Genomic DNA, 25049 nt, shown 5'->3' with positions numbered 1-25049 from the left:
GTCAGAGGTGCGGGGTCAGAGCGAGGGGAACCAGAGGGCGATCTCGCGCGCGGCCGACTCGGTGGAGTCCGAGCCGTGCACGAGGTTCTGGGTCACGGCCGTGCCCCAGTCCCGGCCGAGGTCCCCGCGGATGGTCCCCGGGGCCGCCGTCGTGGGGTCCGTGGTCCCCGCGAGGAGGCGGAACCCCTCGATGACGCGCTGGCCCTCGAGCACCGCGGCGAGCACGGGGCCGGAGCCCATGAACTCGAGCAGCGGCCCGTAGAACGGCTTGCCCTCGTGCTCGGCGTAGTGCTCGCCCAGCAGGTCCGCGTCGGCCGTGCGGAGCTCCGCGGCGACGAGCGTGTAGCCCTTGGCCTCGACCCTGCGCAGGATCTCCCCCACGAGTCCGCGACGGACGCCGTCCGGCTTGACGATGACGAGGGTGCGCTCGACCTGGTTCATGGCGGTCACCCTAGCGGCGCGGGGAGCGCCACCAGGTCACGGCCCGTCAGGGCGTGCAGAGCAGCCCCGACGCCCCGCCGGTGGCGGCGCCCGGCTCCACCTCGACCTGGAAGTAGCTGATGGGCCCGGAGATCGTGCCGGACACCACGGGCAGCTGGCCGCAGCTGGACGTCAGCGCGTAGGACGGCGCGTCGGTCTGGATCGCCACGACGCCGGCGCCGTCCCAGCTCCACCAGGCCGGCTGGTCGCTGGTCGGCAGCGTCACCTGGAACTCGACGGTGTACCCCGGCGCCACGTAGCCCGGGTACTGCCCGTCGATCGTGAACCACAGCTGGGCCGTGTAGTGCTGGTACCACTCGCTGCCCCACGAGAACCCGTTGGGCCACAGGCCCAGCGAGCAGCTCTGACCGGTCGGCGTGCCGCTGGGGTCGCGCACGACGCAGCCGTCGGGTCCCATCGGCGCGCTCCAGGTGCCGAGCGCGACGTCGGTGGTCGTGTGCACGTCGTCGGACCATGCGGCGGCGGCGCCCGCGGTCGCGCGGACCGCGAGGTTGACGCCGGCCAGGAGCAGCAGGACGACGGCGAGGAGCGCCGCCAGCCGGCGGGTGCCCGGGCGGGCGCTCGTGGTGCTGGGCGCGGCGGTCATGCGGGGCTCCCGTGGAAGACGATCTCGACGGGGCCGACGGCGGTGCCGGCACAGCCGGCCGGGTCGGTCCCCTCGGGGACGCTGAAGGTGACGTCGACGGTCGTGACGGCGCCGGCCGCCGCGGCGGTCGGGCCGGCGTCCAGCGTCGTCGCCGCGGGCCGGACCTCGACGTCGACGCAGCCGACCTCGTCCGGCGCGGTCCAGGTGAGGTCGACCGGCACGGTGGAGGCGTTCCAGAGCTGGACGGTGCGCGTCACCGGGGTGTCCGGCACGAGCCCGGTGACGGCGTCGACGGTCAGCGGCGCCGTCGCGACGTCCGCCGCGTGCCACGTCGCGCCGCCGTCGGTCGAGCCGCGGAGGTCGACCGACGCGGCCGAGGCGGGGGCGACGGCCCACGCGTCGTCGGTCCAAGCCGCCGAGGTCCCGGTGATGCCGAGGCCGGTGAGCAGGCCCAGGCCGAGCACCGCGGCGACACCGCGACGGCGGTCGCGGTCAGCGCGCTGCGATCCGGTCACGGCGTGCTCCCTCCTGGGTCGGGTCGTCGGTCGGGTCGTCGGTCGGGTCATCGGTGGGGCCGTGAGCGGGGGCCTCCTCGTCCTCGCGGCGGCGGCGCGCCGCGAGCAGCAGGCCGAGGCCCGCGAGCGTGGCGGCGACGGCGGCCAGGAGCAGGGGCAGGGCGGACGAGCCGGTCCAGGGCAGGACCGAGGGACCGGACCCGCCGGACCCGCCGGACCCGCTCACGGCGGCGGCGGTGGCGTCCCGCAGGGCGATGTGCCCCTGCAGCACGTTCGTCGCGCGCGGGGGGATGTCGCGGACGTGCACGGCGACCTGCAGGTCGTAGTCGCCCGCGGCGAGACGGGCGCCCGTGACGTCGTGCTCGACCGTGGTGACCGCGCCCGACGACCGATGACGGAGCGTGACCTCCCAGTCGAGGTCGCCCGGGCCGGACTCGACGACGTCGACGTCGGTGACGAGGGCGTCCCGGTCCACCGTGATCTGCCACGACGTCGACGCCGACGAGCCGGGCAGCAGGTCGCTGAACGTCGCGTGCAGGGGCGTGGTGCGCGTCAGGGTCCCCGACGACGACGACGACGGAGACGGCGTCGGCGTCGGCGTCGGCGTCGGCTGGGGCTCGGGGATCGCAGAGCCCACGCCCGAACCGGCGTCCGAGTCGGTTCCCGACCCCGAGGTCGCGTCCGCGGCGATGGCCGTCAGGACGGACACGGCGGCCAGGATGACCGCAAGGACGAGGCACAGGGCCGCGGCGAGACCGTGCGAGATCCTGGGGCGACGGGCGGTCGTCATGGCGCCACCTCCGCTCGTGCCGGCTCCGCGGGTGCGGGGTGCGCGTCCTCGGCGTCCGCGCCCGTCGACGGCCGCGGGGAGGCGGGCAGCAGGCTGAGCCCCATGAGGGCGACGAGGGCGACCCCGAGGGGGATGGCGACCTGCGGGCTCGTGAGCTTCGCGACGACGTAGCCGCCACCGGGCACACGCACGGCGGGCTGCCAGACGTCCTGGTCGACCACGTAGGTCTCGGCGTCCGGCGACGCGTTCGCGTCACCCTTCATGTGGACGGCCCACTGCCCCTCGGCGGACTCCTCGACGGAGACCACGCGATGGGTGACCAGGTCGCCCGTGACCGCGCTGCGGATCGCTGCCACGTCGCCGGCCCGCAGGTCGGCGGGCTCCTGGGGCACGGCGATGAGCAGGTCGCCGGTCATGATCTCCGGCTCCATCGAGCCCGAGACGACGACGAGGGGCTGGATCCAGCCGGCCTGGGTCGCACCCCAGGTGGCCAGGCTGGCGAGCCCGAGGGCCGCGACGAGCCACAGGACGACGTCCCCGGCCAGTCGGAGCGCGCGCATCGACACCTCCTTCACTCCCGCGCGCGGTGGCAGGAGCATCCGCCGGCGCGGGTCACGCGCCGGCGGATGCCGGTGTCAGTTCCGGTTGGCGATCGAGCCCTGGAACTGGATCGTGACGTCGCCGGTCGCGCCGCCGAACGTGTCGCGGTCGGCGTCGGCGGGCAGGGCGATCGTCAGGTCGACCGACGCCACCTCGCCGGGCTGCAGCGTGGCGGGGACCTGGTCGAGCTCCGCCGTCGCACCGCCCACGGCGAACAGGCCGGCGTCGCCGGTCTCCACGACCGGGTTCGCGATCGCGAGCGCGGACGTGCCCTCGTTCTTGATCCACACCGGGACGGTCACCGAGTCACCCGCGGTGAGGTTGGCGAAGACGCTGGCCGGGATCGCCACCGCGGTGCCGGCGTCGTCGGCCTCCTCGAACGTGGTCGGCTGGGTCGCGGGGTCGGCCTCGTTGAAGGCACCCCTCAGGTCGATCGCCGTGTCGGGGTCCACGGCCGAGGCGGCGGCCGAGAACCAGGCGTCGTCCGTCCAGACGGCGGTGGTCAGCGCGGCACCGACGCCCAGCACGGCGACGCCGGCCAGGGAGAGCTTGGCGAGGGCCGCCCGCTTGCGCCGGCGGTCGTCCTGCGTCTGCGGCGTGGGGGTCTCGGGGGTGGGAAGGTCGGTCACTGGGTGCACTCCTCTCGCACCTGATCAAGCCACGTCGCCACGACGCGGCGCTCCTTATGTCACCCCAGGATCAGGCGCCGGCCGCCGTCGAGTCGTAGGACATTCGTCCCTCGACTCGGGCGGCGCGGGTCGGGCGGCGCGGGCGCTCAGCCCAGGGCCGTTGCCTGCGCGCGCTCGGCGCGCTCGCGGTCGATGCGGCCGCCCAGGCGCAGCGCGACGACCCACAGCACGACGAAGATCGCGCCGACGACGAACATCATCGGGACGGCGACGCCCGTCGCCAGGAGCGCGACCTGGAGCACGGAGCCCGCGACGTACCCGGCGGGACTGCGCAGCAGGCCGGCCGAGAGCGCGAGCGAGAGCGCGAGGGCACCCCCGATCCCCCACACCACGGACGGCGGCGCCACGCGGAGCCCGAAGGCGACGAGGGAGGCGAACGCGACGACGAGGACCTCGAGCACGAGGATCGTGGCGGCGAACTGGCGCCGCGCGGATCCCTGTCGGACGGCGGGAGCCGGGCTGGACGGGTCGGTCACGGGCTGGTCGGGCACGGCCTCCACGCTACCGCCGCGGCCCGTGGCCGCCGGACCACTCAGCCCTCGCGGCCCCGGTCCGCCGGCGCCGACCCCTCGACCACGACGACGGCGTCGTCGTGCCCGACGGTCTGCGTCACCGTCGCCCCACCGGCGACGTCGTCCGCGGTGACGGCCTCGCCCCGCGCCACCATGCCGGCGACGTCGGACAGCGGGACCTCCTTGAGGAACAGCGTGAGGACGAAGCCGATGGCCAGGACGGGCACGAGGTACCAGAACGCCGGGGCGAGCGCGTCGGCGAAGGCGGCCACGACCGCGTCCCGCAACGCGGGAGGCAGCTGGTCGATGAGGGCGGGCGTCAGCGACTCCGCACTCACGCCCTCTCCCCCGGTCGGCGCGTCCGCGAAGAGCGGCTCGAGGCGTTCGCTGAGCCGGCCCGTGAACACCGTGCTGAACAGGGCGACGCCGATGGCTGCCCCGATCTCCCGGAAGAAGTTGTTCGCGCTGGTCGCGGTCCCGAGCTCGTGCGGGTCCACCGCGTTCTGCACGGCCAGCACGATGGTCTGCATGACCAGGCCCAGCCCCAGGCCGAGCACGAAGATCATCGTGCCGAACAGGAGCATCGAGACGTCGTCCGTGAGCCGGGTCATCCAGATGAGGCCGAGGGTGGAGATCGCCATGCCGGCGATGGGGTACATCCGGTAGCGCGCGGTCTTGGTGATCGCGATGCCGGACCCGATCGCGGTGAGCATGACGCCGACCATCATCGGCAGCATGAGGAAGCCGGACTCGGTCACGCCGGCGCGGGTCGCCATCTGCAGGAACGTCGGCAGGAACGTCAGCGCCGCGAACATGCCCATGCCGATGATCAGGCCGACGGCGGTGGCGAGGGCGAACGTCGGGTTGCGGAACAGGTGCAGCGGCAGGAGCGGCTCCTCGGCGCGCCGCTCGGCCATGACGAACGCGAGGACCGACACGACGGTGAGCGCCAGCAGCCCCAGCAGGCGCGCGTCGCCCCAGTCGTACCCGGCGTCGCCGGAGAAGCTCTCCCAGCTCGTCAGCAGCACGATGCCCGACGTCGCCAGGACCATGAAGACGATGCCGGCGACGTCGATCTTGCGACCCGAGCGGTGCGTGGGCAGCTTGAGGGCGAACCACGCCACGACGAAGGCGGCGGCGCCGATGGGCACGTTGATCCAGAACGCCCACCGCCACGTGAGGGACTCGGTGAAGTAGCCCCCCAGCAGCGGGCCGATGACGGCCGCGATGCCGAAGAGCGCACCCATCGGGCCCATGTACTTGCCGCGCTCCCGGGCGGGCACGACGTCGGCGATGATCGCCTGGGAGAGGATCATCAGGCCACCTCCACCGAGGCCCTGCACCGCGCGCCAGATGATCAGCTCGGCGAACGTGTCGGCGAGGGCCCCGCCGATGGACGCGAGCGTGAACAGGCTGATCGCGACGAGGAACGGCCAGCGCCGGCCCCACAGGTCGCCGAACTTGCCGTACAGCGGCATGACGATCGCGATGGCCAGGATGTAGGCCGTCATGACCCAGCCCTGGTGCTCCACGCCGTCCAGCTCCCCGACGATCGTCGGCAGGGCGGTGCCGAAGATCGACTGGTCGAGCGACGACAGGAACATGCTCGCCATGAGCGCGCCGAAGATCAGCCAGACGGTGCGGCGGTCGAGCACGACGAGCGGTGCGCCGGTGGTGGCGGGTGGTGCCGTGGCCATGGTGGGTCCTCGTGTCGCGCGGGATGGTGGAGTGCTGGACAGGGCAACCGGGCATCGCGGCAAGGCGGGCCGGGCGGCGCGCACGCGGGGCGGCGCGGCAGGCAAGGGGGCTCAGGGCAGCGCGTCGTCCCCCGCCGTGTCGGTCGGCACCAGTGCAACCTACGGGCGGCAAAAAGTTGCAGTCAATGCACCGATCAGGGACTGGCCACGTCCGCGTCAGGCCTCGCCGAAGCCCTCCGTGACCATCTCGACCACGGTGTCGACCGCCTCCTGCGCCCGCGGGCCGGACGCCTCGACGGTCAGCTCGTCGCCCGCGACCGCGCCCAGCGCCATGAGCGCGAGCACGCTCGTGCCGTCCGCGCCGCCGACCCGCACGGGCACGCCGAGGTCGGCGACCCGCCGCGCGAGGAGCGCGGCGGGGCGCGCGTGCAGCCCCTGACGGTTGCGCACGACGACCGTCGCGCGCACGACGTCGTCCGCCGCGCCGCCTGCTGCGTCCTCGCCAGCACCACCGCCGCCGGGCGTGCCCCGGCTCGCCGCCTCCGGCGCCCCGCCGGCCTCTTGCGCCGCCCGGGCGACGGCGTCGACGTCGCCGCCCTGCTGCGCCGCGACGGCCGCTGCGACGGCGCCCTCGACGAACGGCGCGTCGGGCGTCCGGACGCGCGCGCGCTCGTCGTCCTCCAGCCACTCGAGCGCGCCCTCGGTGGTCAGGACGGCCGAGCCCAGGTCGGTCAGGACCACGACGCCGTCGTCCGCGAGCGCGGCCGTGATCGCCTCGAGCACGCGGTCGTGGCTCGTGCCGAGCTCGTCCTGGCCCTCCACCGGCACTCCCCCGGCCGGCACCAGCCTGACGTCGGGCGCCATCTGGCCGGCGAGCCGGGCGGTGCCCTCGGCCACCTGGGCCGAGTGCGAGACGAGCACGAGGGCGACGGTCATCGGGAGGCTGCTGCCTGCGCGGCGGCCCGCAGCAGCAGGGCGGACGACGCGGCGCCCGGGTCGCGGTGCCCGGCGCTGCGCTCCCCGAGGTAGCTGGCGCGGCCCTTGGTCGCCACGAGCGGGTCGGTGGCCACGGCGCCCTCCTCCGCGGCGGCGGCCGCGGCCTCGAGCACCCGGGCGGGGTCGGCCCCCTCGGCGGCCGCGGCCTGCGCGGCGGCGGCGGCGGGCGTCCACGCGTCCACCATCGTCTTCTCGCCGGGCTGGGCCTTGCCGCGCGCGACGATGCCCTCGAGACCCGCCTCGACCATCGCGACGACGGCGCCGGCGTCGAGCTCGTCGAGGCCCGTCACCTTGGCGGCCCGCAGGTACGCGGTGCCGTAGAGCGGGCCGGCCGCGCCGCCGACCGTGGACATGAGGGTCGTCGCGACGAGCTTGAGCACGTCACCCACCTGGGCGGGCGGCTCGGGGAGCTCGTCCAGGCGCTTGACCACCGCGGTGAACCCGCGGCTCAGGTTCTCGCCGTGGTCGCCGTCGCCGATCTGCCGGTCGAGCTCGCTCAGCTCGGCGCGGTGCTCGGCGACGGTGTCCGCCGTCCGTCGCACCCACTCCTGCGCCCACGCCGCGTCCAGACCCATGTCGCCTCCTGCCCGCGGTCGTGTCGTACCGCCCGCTCGTTCGCCTTCGGCCCCCTCACCCGCCAGCCTGCCACGCGACCGGCGGCCGCACGGCACGCCAGGTCACGATCGAGTCACGACCCGCGCGCACCCTGGGCCGGCCTCACCAGCGCAGGGCCGGCGTCATCACCGGCGCGTCCCACAGCTCCGTGAGCTCGTCGTCCAGGCGCAGCACGGTCACCGACGCGCCCTGCATCTCGAGCGACGTGACGTAGCTGCCGACGAGCGAGCGCGTCACCTCCGCGCCGCGCGCCTCGAGCAGGCGCCGGGCGGCGCGGTAGACGACGTAGAGCTCGGACAGCGGCGTCCCGCCCATGCCGTTGACCAGCAGCAGCACCCGGTCGCCGCGCGCGACCGCGAGGTCGTCCATGACCGGCGTCGTGAGCAGCTCGGTGATCTCGTCGGCGCTCGCCATCGGGATGCGGCGCCGACCCGGCTCGCCGTGGATGCCGATCCCGATCTCGATCTCCTGGTCCGTGAGCTCGAAGCTCGGGGTGCCGGCGTGCGGGACCGTCCCGGCCGCCAGCGCGACGCCCATCGAGCGGACGGACGCGACGACGCGCTCGGCGACGGTCGCGACGCCCGCGAGGTCGTCGCCCCGCTCGGCGGCCGCGCCGGCGATCTTCTCCACGGCGAGCGTCCCGGCGACGCCGCGGCGACCCGCCGTGTACGTGGAGTCCTCGACCGCGACGTCGTCGTCGACGACGACCGTCCGGACCTCGACGCCCTCGGCCTCGGCCAGCTCGGCGGCCGTCTCGAAGTTGAGCACGTCACCTGTGTAGTTCTTGACGATGTGCAGCACCCCGGCGCCGCCGTCGACGGCGGTCGTCGCCGGCGCGATGGCGTCCGGCGTCGGCGAGGTGAACATCGCGCCGGGCACGGCCGCGTCGAGCATCCCGACGCCGACGAAGCCGGCGTGCAGCGGCTCGTGGCCGCTGCCCCCGCCGCTGACGAGGCCGACCTTGCCGTGCACCGGCGCACCGGCGCGGACCACGAAGAGCGGGTCGGTGTGGACTCGCACGAGGTCCGCGTGCGCGAGGCCGAAGCCCTCGACCGACTCCTCCACCACGCGCGCCGGGTCGTTGATCAGCTTCTTCATCCCGCGTCTCCGGTCGTCGGCCCGGCGACGCGCGGCGCCGTCGTCGCGCGCCCCCGGAGCTGTGCGGGGACGCCGTTGCCCCCGTCAGGCCAGCATCGAACGCCGCCCCGGGGCGGTCAAGGGATACGCGTGCACCAGGTGTGCACATCCGTGCACGGGCGCGGGCGTCAGCCGCGGCCGAACAGGATCCGCGCCTCCGCCGCCATGGTGACCGAGCCGGTGACGAGCACGCCCGCGCCCGTCGGCGAGCCGTCCGTGCCGGCCTCGGACAGCTCGGCCGCGAGCGAGACGGCCTCGTCGAGGCGCTCGGCGACGTGCACGCGGTCCTCGCCGAAGACCTCGCGCGCGACCTCCGCGAGCTCCTCGACGTCGGTCGCGCGCGGGCTGCTCGAGCGCGAGACCACGACCTCGTCCAGGAGCGGCTCGAGGCCCGCGAGGATCTGCTCGGCGTCCTTGTCGTCGAGCACGCCGACGACACCGACCAGCCGCGCGAACGCGAACGCCTCCTGGACACCGAGCGAGAGGGCCTCGATGCCGGCGGGGTTGTGCGCCGCGTCGACCAGGACGGTCGGCGACGTGCGGACCACCTCGAGCCGCCCCGGCGAGTCCATGCCCGCGAACGCGGCCTCGACGGTCGGACCCGCGAGCGCGCCGCCGTCGCGCAGCAGCACCTCGACCGCCGTCAGGGCGAGCAGGGCGTTGTGCGCCTGGTGGGCGCCGTGCAGCGGCAGGAAGATGTCCGCGTAGACGGCAGCCGCGGTCCGCAGCACCACGAGCTGGCCGCCGACGGCGACCTGGCGCTCCACGACCTCGAGGTCGACGCCCTCGCGCAGCACGCGCGCGCCCCGCTCCGCGGCGGCCGCGAGCACGACGCCCTCCGCCTCCTCGCGCTGCTGCGCCAGGACGAGGGTCGACCCCTCCTTGACGATGCCGGCCTTGACGCCCGCGATGTCGACGAGGTCGTGCCCGAGCCAGCGCTCGTGGTCGTAGGAGATCGGCGTGATGACGGCGACGTCGGACTGCACCACGTTGGTCGAGTCCCAGTCCCCGCCGAGGCCCACCTCGATCACGGCGACGTCGACCGGAGCGTCCGCGAAGGCCGCGAACGCCATCACGGTGAGCACCTCGAAGAAGCTCATCCGCGGCCCGCCCGCCGCCTGCGAGCGCTGGTCGACCATGTGGACGTACGGCGCGACGTCCTGCCAGAGCTCGACGAAGCGCTCCTCGCTCACCGGCTCGCCGTCGATCGCGATGCGCTCGGTGACCGACGTCAGGTGCGGGCTCGTGAACCGCCCGGTGCGCAGCCCGTGCTCGCGCAGCAGGCGCTCGACCATGCGGCTCGTGGACGTCTTGCCGTTGGTGCCGCCCACGTGCACGACGCGGAACGCCCGCTCGGGGTTGCCGAGCAGGTCGCAGACCTCGCGCATGCGGTCGAGCGTGGGCTCGAAGTCGTGCTCCGGCGCCCGGTCGAGGATGCCGGCGTAGACCTCGCGCAGCGCGTCGCTGCCGCCGAGCCCGCTCATCGGTCCGCCCCGTCCACGCGCGCCACCCGCACGTCGGCGACGCCCTCGGGCGAGCCGGCGGCCACCTCGAGCGCGAGCGCGAGCGTCTCCTCCGCGATCATCGCGCGGTGGGCCTCCACGGCCGGCACGTGCTCCGCGGCGACGGTGAGCGACAGCCGGATCCGGTCCGAGACCTGGAGCCCGGCGGCCTTGCGCTCGTCCTGGACCGCGCGCACGACGTCGCGCGCGAAGCCCTCCGCACGCAGGTCGTCGTCGAGCGCGGTGTCCAGCAGCACGACGCCGCCGCCGGCCAGGACGGCCGCGACGCGGTCCGCGCCGGCACCCTCGGCGACGACGGTCGTGAGCTCGTACTCGGCGGGCTCGAGCGGGACCGGGCCGTCCGGGGTGCGGACGACGACGGCGCCGTCGGTCTGCTCCCACTCCCCCGCGCGCGCCGCGCGGATGACGTCCTGGACGCGACGGCCCAGGCGGGGGCCCGCGGCGCGGGCGTTGACCGCCAGGCGGGAGGTGATGCCGAGCTCCTCGGGGCCGACCTCCGCGAGGTCGACGACCGTGAGGTGCTTGACGTTGAGCTCGCGCGCGACGAGGTCGCGGTACGGCTCGAGCGCGGCCGGGTCCGCGACCGCGACGGCGATCTCGCGCAGCGGCTGGCGCACGCGCATACCGTTCGCCTTGCGCAGGCCGAGCGCGACGGAGACGACCTCGCGCACTTCGTCCATCGCGGCGACGAGCTCGGGGTCGGCGACGAGCGCGGGCTCCGTCTCGACGCGGGCCGCGACGGCGTGGGCCCCGGCGGGGTCGCCGTAGGTGGCGGCGTCGTCGTCGACCGCGTACCGCGCCGGCCAGTCCGTCAGATGCACGCTGCGCCCGCCGGTCAGACCGCGCCAGACCTCCTCCGTCGTCAGCGGCGCGAGCGGCGCCATGACGCGGGTGAGCACCTCCAGCGCCGTCCACAGCGTGTCGAAGGCGTCGGCGTCCTCGGCCCAGAAGCGGTCGCGCTGCGTGCGCACGTACCAGTTGGTCAGCACGTCGAGGTGCTCCCGCACGGCCTCGCACGCCCCGGGCACGTCGTACGCGTCCAGGCGCCCCGTGACGGTCGCGACGAGGTCGCGCGTGCGCGCGAGCAGGTAGCGGTCCATGGGCGGCAGCGACGCGACCCGCTCGGCGTCGACGGCCTTGGCCGTGTAGCCGGCGCCGCCGCCGGCAGCACCCGCGTAGAGCGTGAAGAAGTACCAGGTGCTCCACAGCGGCAGCAGGACCTGGCGGACGCCGTCGCGGATGCCCTCCTCGGTCACCACGAGGTTGCCGCCGCGCAGGATGGGCGAGGCCATGAGGAACCAGCGCATCGCGTCCGAGCCGTCGCGGTCGAAGACCTCGGAGACGTCCGGGTAGTTGCGCAGCGACTTGCTCATCTTGCGGCCGTCCGAGCCCAGCACGATGCCGTGCGAGACGGACGTGCGGAACGCGGGCCGGTCGAACAGCGCCGTCGCCAGCACGTGCAGCGTGTAGAACCAGCCGCGCGTCTGACCGATGTACTCGGTGATGAAGTCGCCCGGGTAGTGGTGCTCGAACCAGTCCGCGTTCTCGAACGGGTAGTGCACCTGGGCGAACGGCATCGAGCCCGAGTCGAACCACACGTCGAGCACGTCGGGGATGCGCCGCATGGTCGAGGCGCCCGTCGGGTCGTCCGGGTTCGGGCGCGTGAGCTCGTCGATGAACGGCCGGTGCAGGTCGGTGACCGTGACGCCGAAGTCCGCCTCGAGGTCCGCGATCGAGCCGTAGACGTCGGTGCGCGGGTACGCCGGGTCGTCGCTGACCCACACCGGGATCGGCGTGCCCCAGTAGCGGTTGCGCGAGATCGACCAGTCGCGGGCGCCCGCGAGCCACTTGCCGAACTGGCCGTCGCGGATGTGCTCGGGCACCCAGGAGATCTCCTGGTTCAGCTCGACCATCCGGTCGCGGAACTCGGTCACGCGCACGAACCAGCTCGAGACCGCCCGGTAGATCAGCGGGTTCCGGCAGCGCCAGCAGTGCGGGTAGGAGTGGTCGTACGTCTCGTGCCGCACGACGACGGCGCGCTGCGGCTCCGCGACCTCGGCGAGCGGGCCCGTGCCGGCCTTGAGGTCGGCGATGATCTGCGCGTTGGCGTCGAAGACCTGCACGCCCGCGTAGTCGCGGACCTCGGCGGTGAAGCGGCCCTTGCTGTCGACGGGCACGACGGGGGCGATGCCCGCGGCGTCGCACACGGCCATGTCGTCCTCGCCGAAGGCGGGCGCGAGGTGGACGATGCCGGTGCCGTCCTCGGTCGTGACGAAGTCGCCGGCGAGCACCTGGTGCGCGTTCGCGTGCCGCGCGAAGTAGCCGAACGGGGGCGTGTAGCGGCGGCCGACCAGCGAGGCACCCGCCACGTGCTCCAGCACGGTCGCCCGCTCCTCGGGCGCGGCGGCCTCGTCGACCGAGCCGAGCTCACGCGCGTACGCGGAGAGCCGGCTCGCCGCGAGGACGACGACCTCGCCCGCGAGCCGCGAGCCCGGGGCCGGGCACACCCGGACGTAGTCGATGTCGGGACCGACCGCGAGAGCGAGGTTCGAGGGCAGCGTCCACGGCGTCGTCGTCCACAGCAGCGCGAGGTCGCCGGTCTCGAGCCGGACGCCGACGGTCAGCGCCGGGTCCTGACGCTGGGCGTACACGTCGTCGTCCATGCGGAGCTCGTGGTTGGACAGCGGGGTCTCGTCGCGCCAGCAGTAGGGCAGCACGCGGTAGCCCTCGTAGGCCAGGCCCTTGTCGTACAGCTGCTTGAACGCCCAGATGACCGACTCCATGTAGGTCGTGTCGAGCGTCTTGTAGTCGTGCTCGAAGTCCACCCAGCGCGCCTGGCGGGTGACGTAGTCCCGCCACTCGTCCGTGTAGCGCAGGACGGACTCGCGGCAGACCTTGTTGAACTCCGCGATGCCCATCTCGTCGATCTGGGCCTTGTCCGTGATGCCGAGGACCCGCTCCGCCTCGAGCTCGGCGGGCAGGCCGTGCGTGTCCCAGCCGAAGCGGCGCTCGACGCGGTGCCCGCGCTGCGTCTGGTAGCGGCCGACGATGTCCTTGGCGTAGCCCGTGAGCAGGTGGCCGTAGTGGGGCAGACCGTTGGCGAAGGGCGGTCCGTCGTAGAAGACGAACTCGTTGGCCCCGTGCTCGCCGGCCTCGCGCTGGTCGATCGAGGCCTGGAACGTGCCGTCCTGCTGCCAGTACGCCAGCACGTCCTTCTCGAGCGCCGGCAGGTCCGGGGACGCGGGCACGGGGGTGCCGTCCGGGCGGTGCAGGGGGTAGGCCATCGCGGGGTGCTCCATGCTCATCGGCGGTACGTCGGTCGGGTCACGCACCGGCCGGAGGCCGGACGTGCTGCCAGTCCTGCGAGGACGACTCCCGGCTTCCCGGTCACCGCGGTACCACCCCGCTTGCCGCCGTGGCCCGCCCCGGGGGGTGTGCCGACGTCGACCGCTCGTGAAGGCTGTGACGGGCCCACCCGTCCGGTTCTACTGGGGACGCCCGGGGAGCCGCGCGTCCTGTTCTTCCGGAGGCTCGCCGGTGATGGCCGGGTCGACGCCTGTGCCCACGATGCTACTCGGCCCCCGGCGCCCGTCGAGACGTCGGTTGACCTTGACGTAGCGTCAACCTCTAGCGTCGGTCCCGTCCGGGAGGAGGACACCGTGAGGAGCGCGCCGAGCACGACCGACTGGTCGATCCAGGAGATCGCCCGCCTGACGGGCGTCACCAGCCGCACCCTGCGGCACTACGACGACGTCGGGCTGCTGCCGCCGAGCCGGGTGGGCGCGAACGGCTACCGCCGCTACGACGTCGACGCCCTCGTCCGGCTGCAGCGGATCCTGGTCCTGCGGGACCTGGGCCTGTCGCTGCCCGCCATCGCGGGGGCACTGGCGGACGAGCGCGACGCGCTCGCCGCGCTGCACGACCATCTCCGGGCGCTGCGGACCGAGCAGCGCCGGCTGGCGCGCCAGGCGGCGTCGGTCGAACGGACCATCACCGCACTGGAACAGGGAGGACGACTCATGGCCGAGGACATGTTCGACGGGTTCGACCACACGCAGCACCGCGACGAGGTCGAGGAGCGGTGGGGCAAGGACGCCTACGCGGCCGGCGACCGCTGGTGGACCGGCATGACGCCCGCCGAGCAGGAGGTCTGGCGCGAGCGGGCCGCGCGGCTCGCGCGCGACTGGGCGCAGGCGGCGGCCCGCGGCGTCGACCCGGCGTCGGACGAGGCGCAGGAGCTGGCGCGGCGGCACGCCGACTGGCTCAGCGGCGTGCCCGGCACTCCCGGCCACGGGCACGGCGGGCCGGCCAAGGAGTACCTGCTCGGGCTGGCCGACATGTACGTCGGCGACGAGCGCTTCGCGGCGACCTACGGCGGGATCGAGGGCGCCACCTTCGTGCGCGACGCCCTGCACTCCTACGCCGCCCGCATGTGACGCGCCGCGGCGCCACCCCCACGGACCGAGGTCGCCGTCCGGCACGCTCCGCGCGTACCGGACGGCGACCTCGGTGGCCGCGTCGGCCCGGGGGCGGTCAGGCTCCGGCGGTCACGTGTACCAGGTCGGCTCCGGCACCTCGTCGAGCAGCGCGAAGACACCGACCTCGCGCCGCTTGTACGGGACCGGGTCGTGCAGCGAGTGCGTGCGCACGTTGCGCCAGAACCGATCGAGGCCCACCGAGCTGGCCGTCGCGCGCGCTCCCGTGACCTCGTAGATCCGGGTGCCGATCTCCAGGCCGACGTCGACCGCGCGCTGCTTCGCTGCGGCGACCAGGACCGCCACCTCGCCCCGTGCCCGGGGCGTGAGCGCGTCGGGCTCGGCGTGCAGCGCCTGGAGCGCCTGGCCGGCGCGGTCCCCCAGCGCCTGGGCCGCCCACAGTTTCGACTGCAGGTCGCCGTAGGCGTCCAGGATGTACGGCTCGTCGACGGCGCGCTCCCGGTCGTCGCCGCCGTACGGCCACGGCCGCGTGCGCTCGCGCGTGTAGGCCAGGGCGGTGCGCAGCCCTCCCTGCGCGATGCCCAGGTAGAAGTTCGTGAACACGAGCTGGATCGCGACCAGGCAGAGCGTGTTGTACGTGCGCGGGCGGAACTCCTTGCCGACCCAGCCGAGCGCCGCGGACCACGGCAGGACCACGTCGTCGATGCTCACGCTGCCCGACTCGGTCAGGCGCTGACCGAGCGCGTCCCAGCCGTCGTGGAACGTGAGCCCCGCGTGGTCCGACGGCGCGAGCGCGAAGACGTGCTCCTCGTGACCGGCGATGGCCGCCTCGAGCCACGTGACGTCGGAGACCTTGGAACCGGTCGAGAACGTCTTCCGGCCGGAGAAGGACAGGTCGTCCCCGAGGTCGACGGCCGTGAGGTCGGCGTCGCGCGGGTTCACCGCACCGCCGAAGAACCAGCCCTCCCGGGTCGCCTGCCCGATGATCTGCTCGGCCTGCTCCGCGGTGCCGAAGAACGCCGGCAGCTGCGACCACAGGTAGTGGTAGCCGAGGAGCTGGCCGATGGACCCGTCGCCCTCGGCGACGCGTCGGATCACCTGGTACGCGGTCTCCCAGCTCTGCCCGGCGCCCCCCTGCGCCGTCGGGCCGAGCAGGGTGACCAGGCCCGCCTGCTTCAGCAGGCGCACCTCGTCGTGCGGTGTGGCCAGGGCACGGTCGCGCTCGACCGCGTCGACCTCGAGGATCGCGGCGACCTCCTCGGCGCGCCGGACCCAGCCCTCGGGTGTGGTGGGCCGGTCGCTGCCGACCCAGGGTGAGGCGAGGAGCGCCTCGCTCGTGGTGATGGACATACTTCTCCTTGCGTGATGGAGAGCACCTCGTCCTCGGACGGGGTGCGGCGTACCCACCGGCGGCAACCGGTGGGAGGCGTCGGGCGGGCTGGCAGGCCCGTCCGACGCCGGTCACGGCCGGCAGACCCGCAGGTCAGCCGCGCGACCGGCGGCAGTGGGCGTCCTCGACGGGACGCGTGTCCTCGGACCTGTGGGCGGGCCGGCGCCTCACGCCGTCGCGAGGGTGGGCACGCGCCCCACCTCGCCGAGGGCGGCGCGGAACGCGTCCGCCGTCCTGGTGACGCACTCACGCGTGCCCTCGTCCGCGAGCACGGGTCCGCCGGACGTGTGGTCGATGTGGGTGTCGAGGACGAAGCGCCCCGTGGTGATGTGCCGGGCGCCCAGGGACACGAGGACGGGGCGCAGCGAGTAGTCGATCGCCAGCAGGTGGGCGAGCGTCCCGCCGGTCGCCAGCGGGAGGACGACCTTGCCCTGGAGGGCGGACTGCGGCAGCAGGTCGAGGAAGACCTTGAGCAGGCCCGAGTAGGAGGCCTTGTAGATCGGCGTCGCGACCACGACGGCGTCGGCCGCGATCACCTGGCGGACGGCGGCGGCGATGGCCGGCGCGGCGGTGTCGGCGCCGAGCAGGGCGTCGGCGGGCAGCTCCCGCAGCGCGAGGACGGCGACGTCGTGCCCGTCGAGCGCGAGCTCGTCGCCGACGTGGCGGGCGAGGGCGGCGGTGCGGGAGCGGGCGGACGGGCTACCGGTCAGGACGAGGATCGTGGCCATGGTGGGTCCTTCGGGAAGGCGACGCGAGCGTCGGGCAGGGCGTGACGGGCGGCGACGGACGGGCCGTCGGGAGCACACGGCGGCAACCGTGCGGTGAGTGCGGTGGTGGCGAGCGCGCACCGGCGCGTTCGCCGGGCGGACGGGCGTGGGGTGGACCGCCGGGCGGTGGCCGACGGCGGACCGCTGAGCGGGTCGCCGTCGGCGGACCGGCGCGCGGGTTGCCCTGCGGCGGGCCGCCGGGCGGGTTGCCGTGCGGCGGGCCGGCGGGCGGGTTGCCGGGCGACGGGCCGCGAGGCGCAGCACCGTCGGCCCCTAGACCGGTGCCGGCCTGCAGGGCGGCGTCAGGCGGGCCGTGTGGTCGGGGGCGAGTGTCAGCGACAGCAGCCGACGAGGCGCCCCGTGGGCATGCACATTCGTGCGGCGAGGAGGTCGCGCGACACGGTCAGCAGCCGGACGGAGGTCATGGGGACGACCATGACAGCCGATCCAGGACGTGGGAACCCCGGTCCCATGATGTGAACCGGCGCGTTTCTGGTGCTGCCGCCCTGCCGTTGTGGGAGCATCGCGACCATGATCGTGGTGACGACGAACGAGATCCCCGGGTACCGCGTCGAGGCCGTGCTCGGCGAGGTCATGGGCCTGACGGTGCGCAGCGCCAACATGGGCGCCAACTTCACGGCGAGCTTCCGCGCCATGGGCGGCGGTGAGATCACCGAGTACACGCAGCTCGTCTACCAGAGCCGGCAGGAGGTCATGCACCGCATGGTCGAGGAGGGCCGCCGCCGCGGCGCCAACGCGATCGTCGCGATGCGGTTCGACAACGGCTCGATCGGCCAGGCCTTCACCGAGGTCTGCGCGTACGGGACCGCCGTCGTCGTGGAGCCCATCCCCGCGGGCGAGGAGGGGTCGACCGACCAGTCCGCGCACTTCGCGCGCGCCGAGGCCGCCGCCCAGCCGTACGCCCAGCCGCGGGGTGGCGCGACGCCGCCCGACCCGCCGGCGGCCATGGTCCCCGGGCCGCAGACGCCCCCGGCGTACTGACGGTCCCGCGTACCGACGGTCCCGCGTACCGACGGTCCCGCGTACTGACGCCTCCGCGCACTGACCGCTCCGCGTCCTCACACCCCTCCTGTGCCGACGCGGACTCCTCAGAACGGTGGCGGCGGGTAGAGCTCGATGCGGTGGTCGTGGTCGGTGGGTCGCCGGGGTGGGACCGGTGGTGGTTCGTGCTCGGGTGCGCGGGGGTAGATCCGGCCGGTGGGTGAGCGCCACAGGGTCGTGCCGTCGTCGTCGCGGTGCGGCGTCCACCCGGCGTGGGTCTTGGCCCGGTGGTGGTGGCGGCACAGGGCCTGCAGGTTGTCGACGCTGGTCTGGTCGGGCTCACGCTGGTGAGTGTGCGGGTCGGGTGGTGGACGGTCGCGACGGTCACCGCGGGGTTCGCCACCCCCGCCCGGATCGCGCTCCTCGGCTGCCCTCCGCTCAGCCTCGGAGCGGGACCCTTCCAGACCGTCGTCGCTGTCGTCGTCGGGGCGGTAGGGCACGACGTGGTCGATGTCGCAGCGCGCCGCGGGCATCCGGCACCCCGGGAAGGTGCACGTCGCGTCCCGTAGGGCCACGACGTCGCGCTGGGCCTGGGTCGGGGCGTAGCGGCGCGTCGAGCGGGCCAGCGGAGCACCGGTCCACGCGTCCGCGAGCAGCGGCTCCCAGGTCGCGCGGGCAGCGATCCGCCGGACCATCTGCGGGGGGATCGGCCCGTACCCGCCCAGCTCGCCCGGCTCCTGCGACAACCCCAGCAGCGTGGCCGCCGAGGCGGTGACCGCCAGGTGGGGGAGACGGCCCTGCCGCGCCGACAACGCCGCCCCGTCGGGGTGGACCCCGGCGTCCAACCACCGCGTGGTCACATCGACCAGCGCGTCCGCGCGGCGCTGATCCAGCGTCCGCTCGTCGCCCGGCGACGCGTCCCCCGCCAGGGCCGTCAGGCCGGTGTGGATCGCCACCGCCTCGTCCGCGGGCAGGTACGCGCTCAACCACGCCATCGCATCCGGCGCAGGGTGCAGCTCGACGCGCCGCTGCTCGCGCGCCCGCACATGACGCCGCTGCGCACCGTCGGGGTCACGGCGCAGCTCCAGGCGCCGCAACCGCACGCGCAGCTGCGGCGCCGTGCACGAGACCGCGCCCGGCAGCACCGCCACGCTCACCTCCTGCGCCACGTCGTCCGGCACCCGCGCGAGCTCCTCGCACACCACCGTCGCCCGCCGCGCGTCGATCCGGCCACCCGCCAGCGCGTCCGCCGCCGCCGGGATCCGCTCCAGACCCACGGCCAGGGCCACCTTGTCCTCCGCGACGCGGCGGGTCACCGACAACGCGACCGCGACCTCCTCGGCCAGGAACGCCCCACGAGCACCGCGCTCACGCGAGGCCAGCTCGGCGATCACCCGCGCCTGACCCGCCACCGCCCACGAGACCACCCGCTCCCACGCCGCGAGGGCCTCCACCAGGCCCGCCTCGTCCACGTCCGCCGGCTCCAACCCCGCCAACCGCTCCGCCAACCCCACACCCGGAGCCGCCTCGGCCAGCTCGGAGGCCAGCGGGTGACGCACCGCCCACAACCACGCATCGACCTGCGGATCCACCTCACGGCCACCACCGCCACCCTCGGGACGCGGCGCACCGGCCGCACCACCGAGAACCCGCGACCTGGACATACCGGCACACTACGGGCGACCACCGACACGACCCGGGCATGGGCCTCCGCGCGACGGCGCCGAAGGCGGATCTTGTTGCAGATCGACTACCGGGACAGTTCAGCGAGGCCGGGCATGCTGAGGAAGCTGGAGACGGAGTCCGCGAGGTCGCGTGGGGCATCCTCGGCCATGTGGTGCCCGCTTTCGATCGAGTGCCCGTGCAAGCTGGTGGTCCACGGCCGCCAGACCTCGAGGACGTCGCCGTACAACTGCTCCATGTCGTCGCGCGTGGACCACAGGACGAGGGTGGGGCAGGTGATCTGGCGGCCGGCCGCTCGATCTGCGTCGTCGGCGGCGCGGTCCACCCCGAGCCCCGCGCGGTAGTCCTCCACCATCGCGAGCACCGTCGCAGGATCGTGGACGGCGCTGCTGAAGTCGGCGTAGTTCTCCGGGCCCATCCGGTCTGGGTCCCCGCCGTACCACGCCGATGGGTCAGCCAGAATCGCGCGCTCGGGCTTGTCCGGCTGCGCGTAGAACCACCAGTGCCACCATGCCTGCGCGAACCGGGCGTCGGCGCGGGCCAGTGCCTCACCGATCGGCACGCCGTCGAGCACGACCAGCGCGCCGACCGCCTGCGGCGCGTCCAGAGCCAGCCGGAACGCCACGTAGCTGCCGCGGTCATGACCGACGACAGCGAACCGCTCGTGCCCGAGGTGGCGCATCAGAGCTAGCACGTCACCAGCCATCGCCCGCTTGCTGTACGGCGCGTGATCGGGCGTGGTCGCGGGTTTGCTTGACCGGCCGTAGCCGCGCAGGTCCGGGCAGACGACGGTGTGCCCGGCCGCGACGAGCAGCGGCGCGACCCGGTACCAGGTGGTGTGGGTGCGCGGGTGCCCGTGCAGCAGCACGACCGGGGCCCCGGTCCCTCCCCGGCGAGCCCGGAGCCGGACACCACCTGGGACGTCAACGTACAACTCGTCGAAGCCCTCGAACATCCGAACATCTTCCTACGAGGCGGCGTCCACGTCGTGGCGGGGCCCGGCGCGTCCGGCCGCCGAGCCTCACACATTCGCGGCACGCGACGGCGTGCCGGTTCGGTACGAGGGGCGGACCACCGGCCAGGTCCTGGGAACCGTCGATCCGCCGATCTGCGGCGAGACCACGACCTACGTCCGTGAAGACGGCACCGTGGAGGTGAGCCACCCGGCGGGCCGTGGCGAGCGCACGCACGACGAGCGACCGACCACCTCCCCGGATGTCCCCGCGATGTCGGGCACCACACCCCTGCAAGCGGTCAGGACTCGAGCACACAAGCACGGTGACGGCGGGAGGTGGGCATGCGTACCGGACCACAGCGACGGGCGACGGCGGGCCGGCTCGCGGCCGTCGTCGCGATCCTCTCGCTCGCGGGCTGCGCGCAGGAGCGATGGGAGGTGCCTGCCACGGGCCCCGGGGAGGTCTGGTTCGTCGGCATGGCCTACCCCGAGGGTGACTGGACCCCGTGCGTCGACGACGACTCGGTCGCGGAGTCGCACATGACGGCCGACATGCCGACCTCGAGGGCGGCGGCCACCTTCACGCCCGAAGCGGACGAGGACGACGTGCGCCGCGTCCTGGACTGCCTCGACCGCTCGCTCACCGGTGGTGACGTGAGCGTCGGGGTGACGGCTCAGCGGGACGACGCCGGGTAGCAGCCGCCCGCCCCACCGCTCAGCGCCGCGCGACCTGCGTGTTCGACACCTGCGCGCGCGGCCGGATGACCAGCGTGTCGACGTTCACGTGGTGCGGACGGGTGAGCGTCCACACGATCGCGTCGGCGACGTCGTCGGCCACGAGCGGCTCGTCGACGCCCGCGTAGACGGCGTCGGCCGCCGCCCGGTCGCCGCGGAAGCGTGTGAGCGAGAACTCCTCGGTGTGCACCATCCCGGGCGCGATCTCGATGACCCGCACCGGCTCGCCGACGAGCTCGAGCCGCAGCGTCGTGGCGATCTGCCGCTCGGCATGCTTGGCCGCCACGTAGCCGCCCCCGCCCGGGTAGGTGCCGTGCGCGGCCGTCGACGTCAGCACCAGCACGTCGCCGCGGCCGCTCGCTCGCAGCGCCGGCAGGAAGCCCTGCGTCACGCGCAACGTGCCGAGCACGTTGACCTCGTACATCGCGGACCAGTCGGCGATCGACCCGGACTCGACCGGGTCGGTGCCCAGGGCGCCGCCAGCGTTGTTGACCACCGCGTGCACCGGCCCCGCCGCGGTGACCTCGGCGACGAGGCGCGCGACGTCGTCGTCCGACGTGACGTCCGCCGCCAGCGCCGTCGCCCCGGTCTCGGCCGCGAGCACCGCCAGCCGGTCCGCGCGCCGGGCGACGGCGACGACGTCCCACCCCTCCGCGCGCAGGCGACGGACCGTCGCGGCGCCGATGCCCGACGACGCCCCGGTGACGACCGCCCGCAGCGGCGCGCTCATCGGTAGGCCCCCGCCGTCGGCGCGGTGGGACGGGCTGCGGTCCACGTGCCAGGTGTCATGCCGACACCCTGCCACCTGCCCCTACGATGGGAGCGGACCCGGCGCCCGTACTGGCCCCGTCCCCGACCTGGCACTGGGTCGCGGTCCTTCCGCCGGCAGATGGTCGGCCGCCCTCGTTCATCGACCTGGAGCAGCCGTGCGTCGCCCCACAGTGCCTTTCGCCACCGCGCCTTCCACCACAGCGCCGTCCACCACAGCGCCGTCCACAGCGCGTTCCACCACGGCGCCTTCGACCTCCGTGCCCGCCCGGTCGCTGCCCCTCGTCGTGGGGGCCCTGGTCCTCGCCCTCGCCGGGTGCGCGGGCTCGACGACGGCGGGCGAGGCCCCGCCCGAGCCCCCGGCAGCGACCGTCGCGGCGGCCACCGGCGACTTCCCGCTCACGCTCGACAACTGCGGCGTCGAGGTCACTCTCGACGCGCCGCCCGAGCGCGTCGTGACGATCAAGTCGAGCGCGACGGAGATGGTCCTCGCCCTCGGCGCCGGCGACCGCGTCGTCGGCACGGCGTTCCCCGACGGGCCCGCGCCCGAGGCCCTCGCGGCCGAGGCGGAGACGCTGCCCGTCCTGGCCGACAAGGTGCCCGCCGCCGAGGTCGTGCTCGAGACGCTGCCCGACCTGGTCTACGCCGGGTGGGAGTCCAACCTCACCGCCGAGGGCGCCGGCGACCGCGCGACCCTCGCGGGCCTGGGCGTCGCGACGTACGTCTCGCCGTCGGCCTGCAAGGACCCGGCGTACCAGCCCGAGCGCCTCACGTTCGACGACGTCTTCGCCGAGATCACCGAGGTCGCGGCGATGCTCGGCGTGCCCGAGGACGGCGACGCGCTGGTCGCCGAGCAGCGCGACGCCCTGGCCGCCGTGGCGCGCGACGACCGCGGCCTCACGGCCCTGTGGTACTCCTCGGGCACCGACGTGCCCTACGTGGGCGCCGGCATCGGCGCGCCGCAGATGCTCCTCGACACCGTGGGTCTGACGAACATCGCCGCCGGCGTGCAGGACACGTGGGCGTCGTTCAGCTGGGAGCAGGTCGCGCAGGACGACCCGGACGTCATCGTGCTCGTCGACTCCGCCTGGAACAGCGCGGACCAGAAGCGCGAGCTGCTCGCCGGCAGCCCCGCGACCGCCAACCTCACGGCGGTCCGCGAGGAGCGCTACCTCGTCGTGCCGTTCCCGGCCTCCGAGGCGGGGGTGCGCAACGTGGACGCCGCGGCGGACCTCGCCGAGCAGCTCGCCGCGCTCGACGTCTGAGGTGCGGACGACGAGCGCCCGGGCAGCCGGGACGACGCAGGCCCGCCGCGCGGCCGAGGGTGGACGCCGCGCACCCACGGCGCTGGTCCTGGTGGCCGCGCTGCTCGTGCTGCTCGCATCGATGACGCTCGCGGTCACGGTCGGCCCCGCGGGCATCGCGCCCGCGGACGTGTGGGGCTCGGTCGCGCACCACCTCGACGACCTGCTCACCGGTCGCGTCACCGAGCCGCCGCTCGGCCTCCTCCTCGACGGCATCGTGTGGGACGTGCGCCTGCCGCGCGTCCTCACCGCCGCCGCGGTGGGCGCGGGCCTGGCGGTCGCGGGCGCCGTGATGCAGAGCCTGACGCGCAACCCGCTTGCGGACCCCTACCTCCTCGGCCTCTCCTCGGGCGCCTCGCTCGGTGCGGTCGCCGTCCTCGTCCTGGGGATCGGCGTGCTCCTGCCGGTCGCCGCGTTCGCGGGCGCCGTGCTGGCCCTCGCCGCGGCGCTCGGCCTGGCCGGCTCGCTCGGCACCCTCACCCCGGCCCGCACGATCCTGGCCGGCCTCGCGGTCGCGCAGCTGTGCGCGGCCGGCACGTCCTTCGTCATCTTCTGGTCCGCGACGGGCGACTCCTACCGGGAGATCCTCGCCTGGCTCATGGGCTCGCTCGCCGGCGCGAGCTGGTCGTCGGTCGCGATCGCGGGGCTCGCGGTGCTCGTCCTCGGCACGGTCCTGGTCCTCAGCGGCCGGACGCTCGACGCCTTCGCCTTCGGCGACACCGCCGCGGGTGCGCTGGGCATCCACGTCGCCCGCACCCGCTGGACCCTGCTGACGGTCGTGGCCCTGCTCACCGGCGCGCTCGTGGCGGTCAGCGGCTCGATCGGCTTCATCGGCCTGATCCTCCCCCACGGCGTGCGGCTGCTGGTCGGCGCCGCGCACCGCCGCCTGCTGCCCGTCGCGGCGCTCGCCGGGGCGACGTTCCTCGTGTGGGCGGACACCGCGGCGCGCAGCCTGTTCGAGCCGCGCGAGCTGCCGGTCGGCATCGTCACCGCCTTCCTCGGCGCCCCCGTGTTCGCGCTGCTCCTGTGGCGTCGCCGCTCGGTGGAGCTCGGATGAGCCTGCACCTGGACCACCTCGCCTGGTCCGTCGGCGGCCGGATGATCGTCGACGGCGTCGACTGCACGCCCCCGCGCGGCGCCCTGACGGGCCTGCTCGGGCCCAACGGCGCGGGCAAGTCCAGCCTCCTGCGCCTCGTCGCGGGCGTGACCGAGCCCGACGGCGGCGGCGTGCGCCTCGACGACGTCGATCTCCTCGCCCTGGGTCGCCGCGAGCGCGCGCGCCGGGTCGCGCTCGTCGAGCAGGACTCGGCGGCCCAGGCCCCGCTGACCGTGCGCGACGCGGTCCTGCTCGGCCGCACGCCCCACGGCTCGCGCTGGGGCGGCCTCGGCGCGCACGACCACGAGGTCGCCGACAGCGCCCTGCGCGAGGCGGGAGCCGAGGCGTTCGCCCACCGCCTGCTCGCGACGCTCTCGGGCGGCGAGCGCCAACGGGTCCACCTGGCGCGCGCCCTCGCGCAGGAGCCCGAGCTGCTGCTGCTCGACGAGCCCACGAACCACCTCGACGTGCACGCCCAGCTCGACACGTTCGCCGTCGTGCACCGCCTGACCGCGCGCGGCGTCACGGTCGTCGCCGCGCTGCACGACCTCAACCTCGCCGCGCAGGCGTGCGACCACGTGGTGCTCCTGGCCGAGGGCCGCGTCGTCGCGGCGGGCAGCGTGGGCGAGGTCCTGCGCCCGGACGTCCTCGAGCCGGTCTACCGCGTGCGGTGCGTCGTGCTGGAGCACCCCGAGACGGGTCGCCCCGTCCTGACGTTCTCGCCGGCGGGCTGACCCGCCGCCGACCGGTGG

At 74.6% G+C, this 25049-nt stretch carries 24 protein-coding genes; 6 read left to right on the top strand and 18 right to left on the bottom strand.

The window, feature by feature from the left end:
* Nucleotides 1–15: 15 nt before the first annotated feature.
* The 13 genes from ndk to ileS form a co-directional block, all read right to left on the bottom strand.
* Nucleotides 16–441 (bottom strand): nucleoside-diphosphate kinase, encoded by a 426-nt coding sequence (gene ndk, locus H2O74_RS05885; protein ID WP_182113548.1) that lies wholly within the window; start codon nt 439–441, stop codon nt 16–18.
* Nucleotides 442–487: 46 nt separating this feature from the next.
* Nucleotides 488–1087 (bottom strand): hypothetical protein, encoded by a 600-nt coding sequence (locus H2O74_RS05880; protein ID WP_182113547.1) that lies wholly within the window; start codon nt 1085–1087, stop codon nt 488–490.
* On the bottom strand, nt 1084–1602 hold the full coding sequence (locus H2O74_RS05875; protein WP_182113546.1) for a hypothetical protein: 519 nt from the start codon (nt 1600–1602) through the stop codon (nt 1084–1086). The genes H2O74_RS05880 and H2O74_RS05875 overlap by 4 nt, the downstream gene beginning before the upstream one ends.
* Complete coding sequence (locus H2O74_RS05870) at nt 1580–2392, bottom strand: LPXTG cell wall anchor domain-containing protein (protein ID WP_182113545.1); 813 nt, start codon at nt 2390–2392, stop codon at nt 1580–1582. The genes H2O74_RS05875 and H2O74_RS05870 overlap by 23 nt, the downstream gene beginning before the upstream one ends.
* Nucleotides 2389–2952, bottom strand: a complete 564-nt coding sequence (locus tag H2O74_RS05865) for a signal peptidase I (RefSeq protein ID WP_182113544.1) — start codon at nt 2950–2952, stop codon at nt 2389–2391. Before H2O74_RS05865 ends, H2O74_RS05870 begins: the two co-directional genes overlap by 4 nt.
* Nucleotides 2953–3027: 75 nt before the next feature.
* Entirely contained in the window at nt 3028–3621 is a 594-nt protein-coding gene (locus H2O74_RS05860; protein ID WP_182113543.1) for a hypothetical protein, read from the bottom strand.
* 146 nt (nt 3622–3767) lie between these two features.
* Nucleotides 3768–4172 (bottom strand): DUF4233 domain-containing protein, encoded by a 405-nt coding sequence (locus tag H2O74_RS05855; protein ID WP_255491809.1) that lies wholly within the window; start codon nt 4170–4172, stop codon nt 3768–3770.
* A 41-nt stretch (nt 4173–4213) separates the two neighbouring features.
* Nucleotides 4214–5890, bottom strand: coding sequence for an MDR family MFS transporter (locus H2O74_RS05850; RefSeq protein WP_182113542.1), 1677 nt, complete (start codon nt 5888–5890; stop codon nt 4214–4216).
* A 216-nt stretch (nt 5891–6106) separates the two neighbouring features.
* The gene (gene dhaM, locus H2O74_RS05845; RefSeq protein ID WP_182113541.1) at nt 6107–6826 is read right to left on the bottom strand and encodes a dihydroxyacetone kinase phosphoryl donor subunit DhaM; all 720 of its coding nucleotides are present in this window, start codon (nt 6824–6826) and stop codon (nt 6107–6109) included.
* Nucleotides 6823–7461 (bottom strand): dihydroxyacetone kinase subunit DhaL, encoded by a 639-nt coding sequence (gene dhaL / locus H2O74_RS05840; RefSeq protein WP_182113540.1) that lies wholly within the window; start codon nt 7459–7461, stop codon nt 6823–6825. The genes dhaM and dhaL overlap by 4 nt, the downstream gene beginning before the upstream one ends.
* Nucleotides 7462–7603: 142 nt before the next feature.
* On the bottom strand, nt 7604–8599 hold the full coding sequence (dhaK, locus tag H2O74_RS05835; protein ID WP_182113539.1) for a dihydroxyacetone kinase subunit DhaK: 996 nt from the start codon (nt 8597–8599) through the stop codon (nt 7604–7606).
* A gap of 167 nt (nt 8600–8766) precedes the next feature.
* Complete coding sequence (locus tag H2O74_RS05830) at nt 8767–10122, bottom strand: folylpolyglutamate synthase/dihydrofolate synthase family protein (protein WP_182113538.1); 1356 nt, start codon at nt 10120–10122, stop codon at nt 8767–8769.
* Complete coding sequence (gene ileS, locus H2O74_RS05825) at nt 10119–13445, bottom strand: isoleucine--tRNA ligase (protein ID WP_182114085.1); 3327 nt, start codon at nt 13443–13445, stop codon at nt 10119–10121. The genes H2O74_RS05830 and ileS overlap by 4 nt, the downstream gene beginning before the upstream one ends.
* A 375-nt stretch (nt 13446–13820) precedes the next feature.
* On the opposite strand from ileS, the gene H2O74_RS05820 reads away from it, so the two are divergent.
* Nucleotides 13821–14597: a MerR family transcriptional regulator gene (locus H2O74_RS05820; protein WP_182113537.1), complete on the top strand. Its 777-nt coding sequence runs from the start codon at nt 13821–13823 to the stop codon at nt 14595–14597.
* A gap of 111 nt (nt 14598–14708) precedes the next feature.
* Here the strand turns inward: H2O74_RS05820 and H2O74_RS05815 are convergent, their stop codons facing one another.
* Together H2O74_RS05815 and ssuE are read right to left on the bottom strand one after the other, a co-directional pair.
* On the bottom strand, nt 14709–15947 hold the full coding sequence (locus H2O74_RS05815) for an acyl-CoA dehydrogenase family protein (RefSeq protein WP_182113536.1): 1239 nt from the start codon (nt 15945–15947) through the stop codon (nt 14709–14711).
* 207 nt (nt 15948–16154) lie between these two features.
* Nucleotides 16155–16715 carry an NADPH-dependent FMN reductase gene (gene ssuE / locus H2O74_RS05810; RefSeq protein ID WP_182113535.1) on the bottom strand — a complete coding sequence of 187 codons (561 nt, stop codon included), beginning with the start codon at nt 16713–16715 and terminating at the stop codon, nt 16155–16157.
* Between the two features lie 570 nt (nt 16716–17285).
* Between ssuE and H2O74_RS05805 the strand changes: the two genes are divergently transcribed.
* On the top strand, nt 17286–17756 hold the full coding sequence (locus tag H2O74_RS05805; RefSeq protein WP_182113534.1) for a YbjQ family protein: 471 nt from the start codon (nt 17286–17288) through the stop codon (nt 17754–17756).
* A gap of 107 nt (nt 17757–17863) precedes the next feature.
* On the opposite strand, the gene H2O74_RS05800 is transcribed toward H2O74_RS05805, so the two are convergent.
* Together H2O74_RS05800 and H2O74_RS05795 are read right to left on the bottom strand one after the other, a co-directional pair.
* Complete coding sequence (locus H2O74_RS05800) at nt 17864–19348, bottom strand: HNH endonuclease signature motif containing protein (RefSeq protein ID WP_182113533.1); 1485 nt, start codon at nt 19346–19348, stop codon at nt 17864–17866.
* 158 nt (nt 19349–19506) lie between these two features.
* Nucleotides 19507–20394, bottom strand: coding sequence for an alpha/beta fold hydrolase (locus H2O74_RS05795; RefSeq protein WP_182113532.1), 888 nt, complete (start codon nt 20392–20394; stop codon nt 19507–19509).
* Nucleotides 20395–20736: 342 nt separating this feature from the next.
* Here H2O74_RS05795 and H2O74_RS05790 point away from each other — a divergent pair, with 342 nt between their 5' ends.
* Nucleotides 20737–21090: a hypothetical protein gene (locus tag H2O74_RS05790; protein ID WP_182113531.1), complete on the top strand. Its 354-nt coding sequence runs from the start codon at nt 20737–20739 to the stop codon at nt 21088–21090.
* Nucleotides 21091–21109: 19 nt separating this feature from the next.
* On the opposite strand, the gene H2O74_RS05785 is transcribed toward H2O74_RS05790, so the two are convergent.
* The gene (locus H2O74_RS05785; RefSeq protein ID WP_182113530.1) at nt 21110–21859 is read right to left on the bottom strand and encodes an SDR family oxidoreductase; all 750 of its coding nucleotides are present in this window, start codon (nt 21857–21859) and stop codon (nt 21110–21112) included.
* Between the two features lie 298 nt (nt 21860–22157).
* Between H2O74_RS05785 and H2O74_RS05780 the strand changes: the two genes are divergently transcribed.
* The 3 genes from H2O74_RS05780 to H2O74_RS05770 are packed head-to-tail and all read left to right on the top strand — an operon-like array spanning nt 22158 to nt 25031.
* Nucleotides 22158–23162 carry a putative F420-0 ABC transporter substrate-binding protein gene (locus H2O74_RS05780; RefSeq protein ID WP_255491808.1) on the top strand — a complete coding sequence of 335 codons (1005 nt, stop codon included), beginning with the start codon at nt 22158–22160 and terminating at the stop codon, nt 23160–23162.
* Between the two features lies 1 nt (nt 23163).
* Nucleotides 23164–24258, top strand: coding sequence for a putative F420-0 ABC transporter permease subunit (locus tag H2O74_RS05775; protein ID WP_370525836.1), 1095 nt, complete (start codon nt 23164–23166; stop codon nt 24256–24258).
* The gene (locus H2O74_RS05770; protein WP_182113528.1) at nt 24255–25031 is read left to right on the top strand and encodes a putative F420-0 ABC transporter ATP-binding protein; all 777 of its coding nucleotides are present in this window, start codon (nt 24255–24257) and stop codon (nt 25029–25031) included. The genes H2O74_RS05775 and H2O74_RS05770 overlap by 4 nt, the downstream gene beginning before the upstream one ends.
* Nucleotides 25032–25049: the final 18 nt, after the last annotated feature.

Origin of the sequence: Actinotalea sp. JY-7876 (assembly GCF_014042015.1) — a bacterium.
In the GTDB taxonomy this organism is placed as follows: Bacteria; Actinomycetota; Actinomycetes; order Actinomycetales; family Cellulomonadaceae; genus Actinotalea.
This window is presented reverse-complemented; position numbering and strand designations above follow the sequence as displayed.

What these genes read in the sequence shown, in the direction of transcription:
- H2O74_RS05790 (WP_182113531.1), top strand. Translation starts at nt 20,737, where the DNA reads ATGCGTACCGGACCACAGCGACGGGCGACGGCGGGCCGGCTCGCGGCC.
- H2O74_RS05815 (WP_182113536.1), bottom strand. Translation starts at nt 15,947, where the DNA reads ATGTCCATCACCACGAGCGAGGCGCTCCTCGCCTCACCCTGGGTCGGC.
- H2O74_RS05770 (WP_182113528.1), top strand. Translation starts at nt 24,255, where the DNA reads ATGAGCCTGCACCTGGACCACCTCGCCTGGTCCGTCGGCGGCCGGATG.
- H2O74_RS05830 (WP_182113538.1), bottom strand. Translation starts at nt 10,122, where the DNA reads ATGAGCGGGCTCGGCGGCAGCGACGCGCTGCGCGAGGTCTACGCCGGC.
- H2O74_RS05870 (WP_182113545.1), bottom strand. Translation starts at nt 2,392, where the DNA reads ATGACGACCGCCCGTCGCCCCAGGATCTCGCACGGTCTCGCCGCGGCC.
- ileS (WP_182114085.1), bottom strand. Translation starts at nt 13,445, where the DNA reads ATGGCCTACCCCCTGCACCGCCCGGACGGCACCCCCGTGCCCGCGTCC.
- dhaK (WP_182113539.1), bottom strand. Translation starts at nt 8,599, where the DNA reads ATGAAGAAGCTGATCAACGACCCGGCGCGCGTGGTGGAGGAGTCGGTC.
- H2O74_RS05850 (WP_182113542.1), bottom strand. Translation starts at nt 5,890, where the DNA reads ATGGCCACGGCACCACCCGCCACCACCGGCGCACCGCTCGTCGTGCTC.
- dhaM (WP_182113541.1), bottom strand. Translation starts at nt 6,826, where the DNA reads ATGACCGTCGCCCTCGTGCTCGTCTCGCACTCGGCCCAGGTGGCCGAG.
- dhaL (WP_182113540.1), bottom strand. Translation starts at nt 7,461, where the DNA reads ATGGGTCTGGACGCGGCGTGGGCGCAGGAGTGGGTGCGACGGACGGCG.
- H2O74_RS05805 (WP_182113534.1), top strand. Translation starts at nt 17,286, where the DNA reads ATGATCGTGGTGACGACGAACGAGATCCCCGGGTACCGCGTCGAGGCC.
- H2O74_RS05880 (WP_182113547.1), bottom strand. Translation starts at nt 1,087, where the DNA reads ATGACCGCCGCGCCCAGCACCACGAGCGCCCGCCCGGGCACCCGCCGG.
- ssuE (WP_182113535.1), bottom strand. Translation starts at nt 16,715, where the DNA reads ATGGCCACGATCCTCGTCCTGACCGGTAGCCCGTCCGCCCGCTCCCGC.
- H2O74_RS05785 (WP_182113530.1), bottom strand. Translation starts at nt 21,859, where the DNA reads ATGAGCGCGCCGCTGCGGGCGGTCGTCACCGGGGCGTCGTCGGGCATC.
- ndk (WP_182113548.1), bottom strand. Translation starts at nt 441, where the DNA reads ATGAACCAGGTCGAGCGCACCCTCGTCATCGTCAAGCCGGACGGCGTC.
- H2O74_RS05865 (WP_182113544.1), bottom strand. Translation starts at nt 2,952, where the DNA reads ATGCGCGCGCTCCGACTGGCCGGGGACGTCGTCCTGTGGCTCGTCGCG.
- H2O74_RS05795 (WP_182113532.1), bottom strand. Translation starts at nt 20,394, where the DNA reads ATGTTCGAGGGCTTCGACGAGTTGTACGTTGACGTCCCAGGTGGTGTC.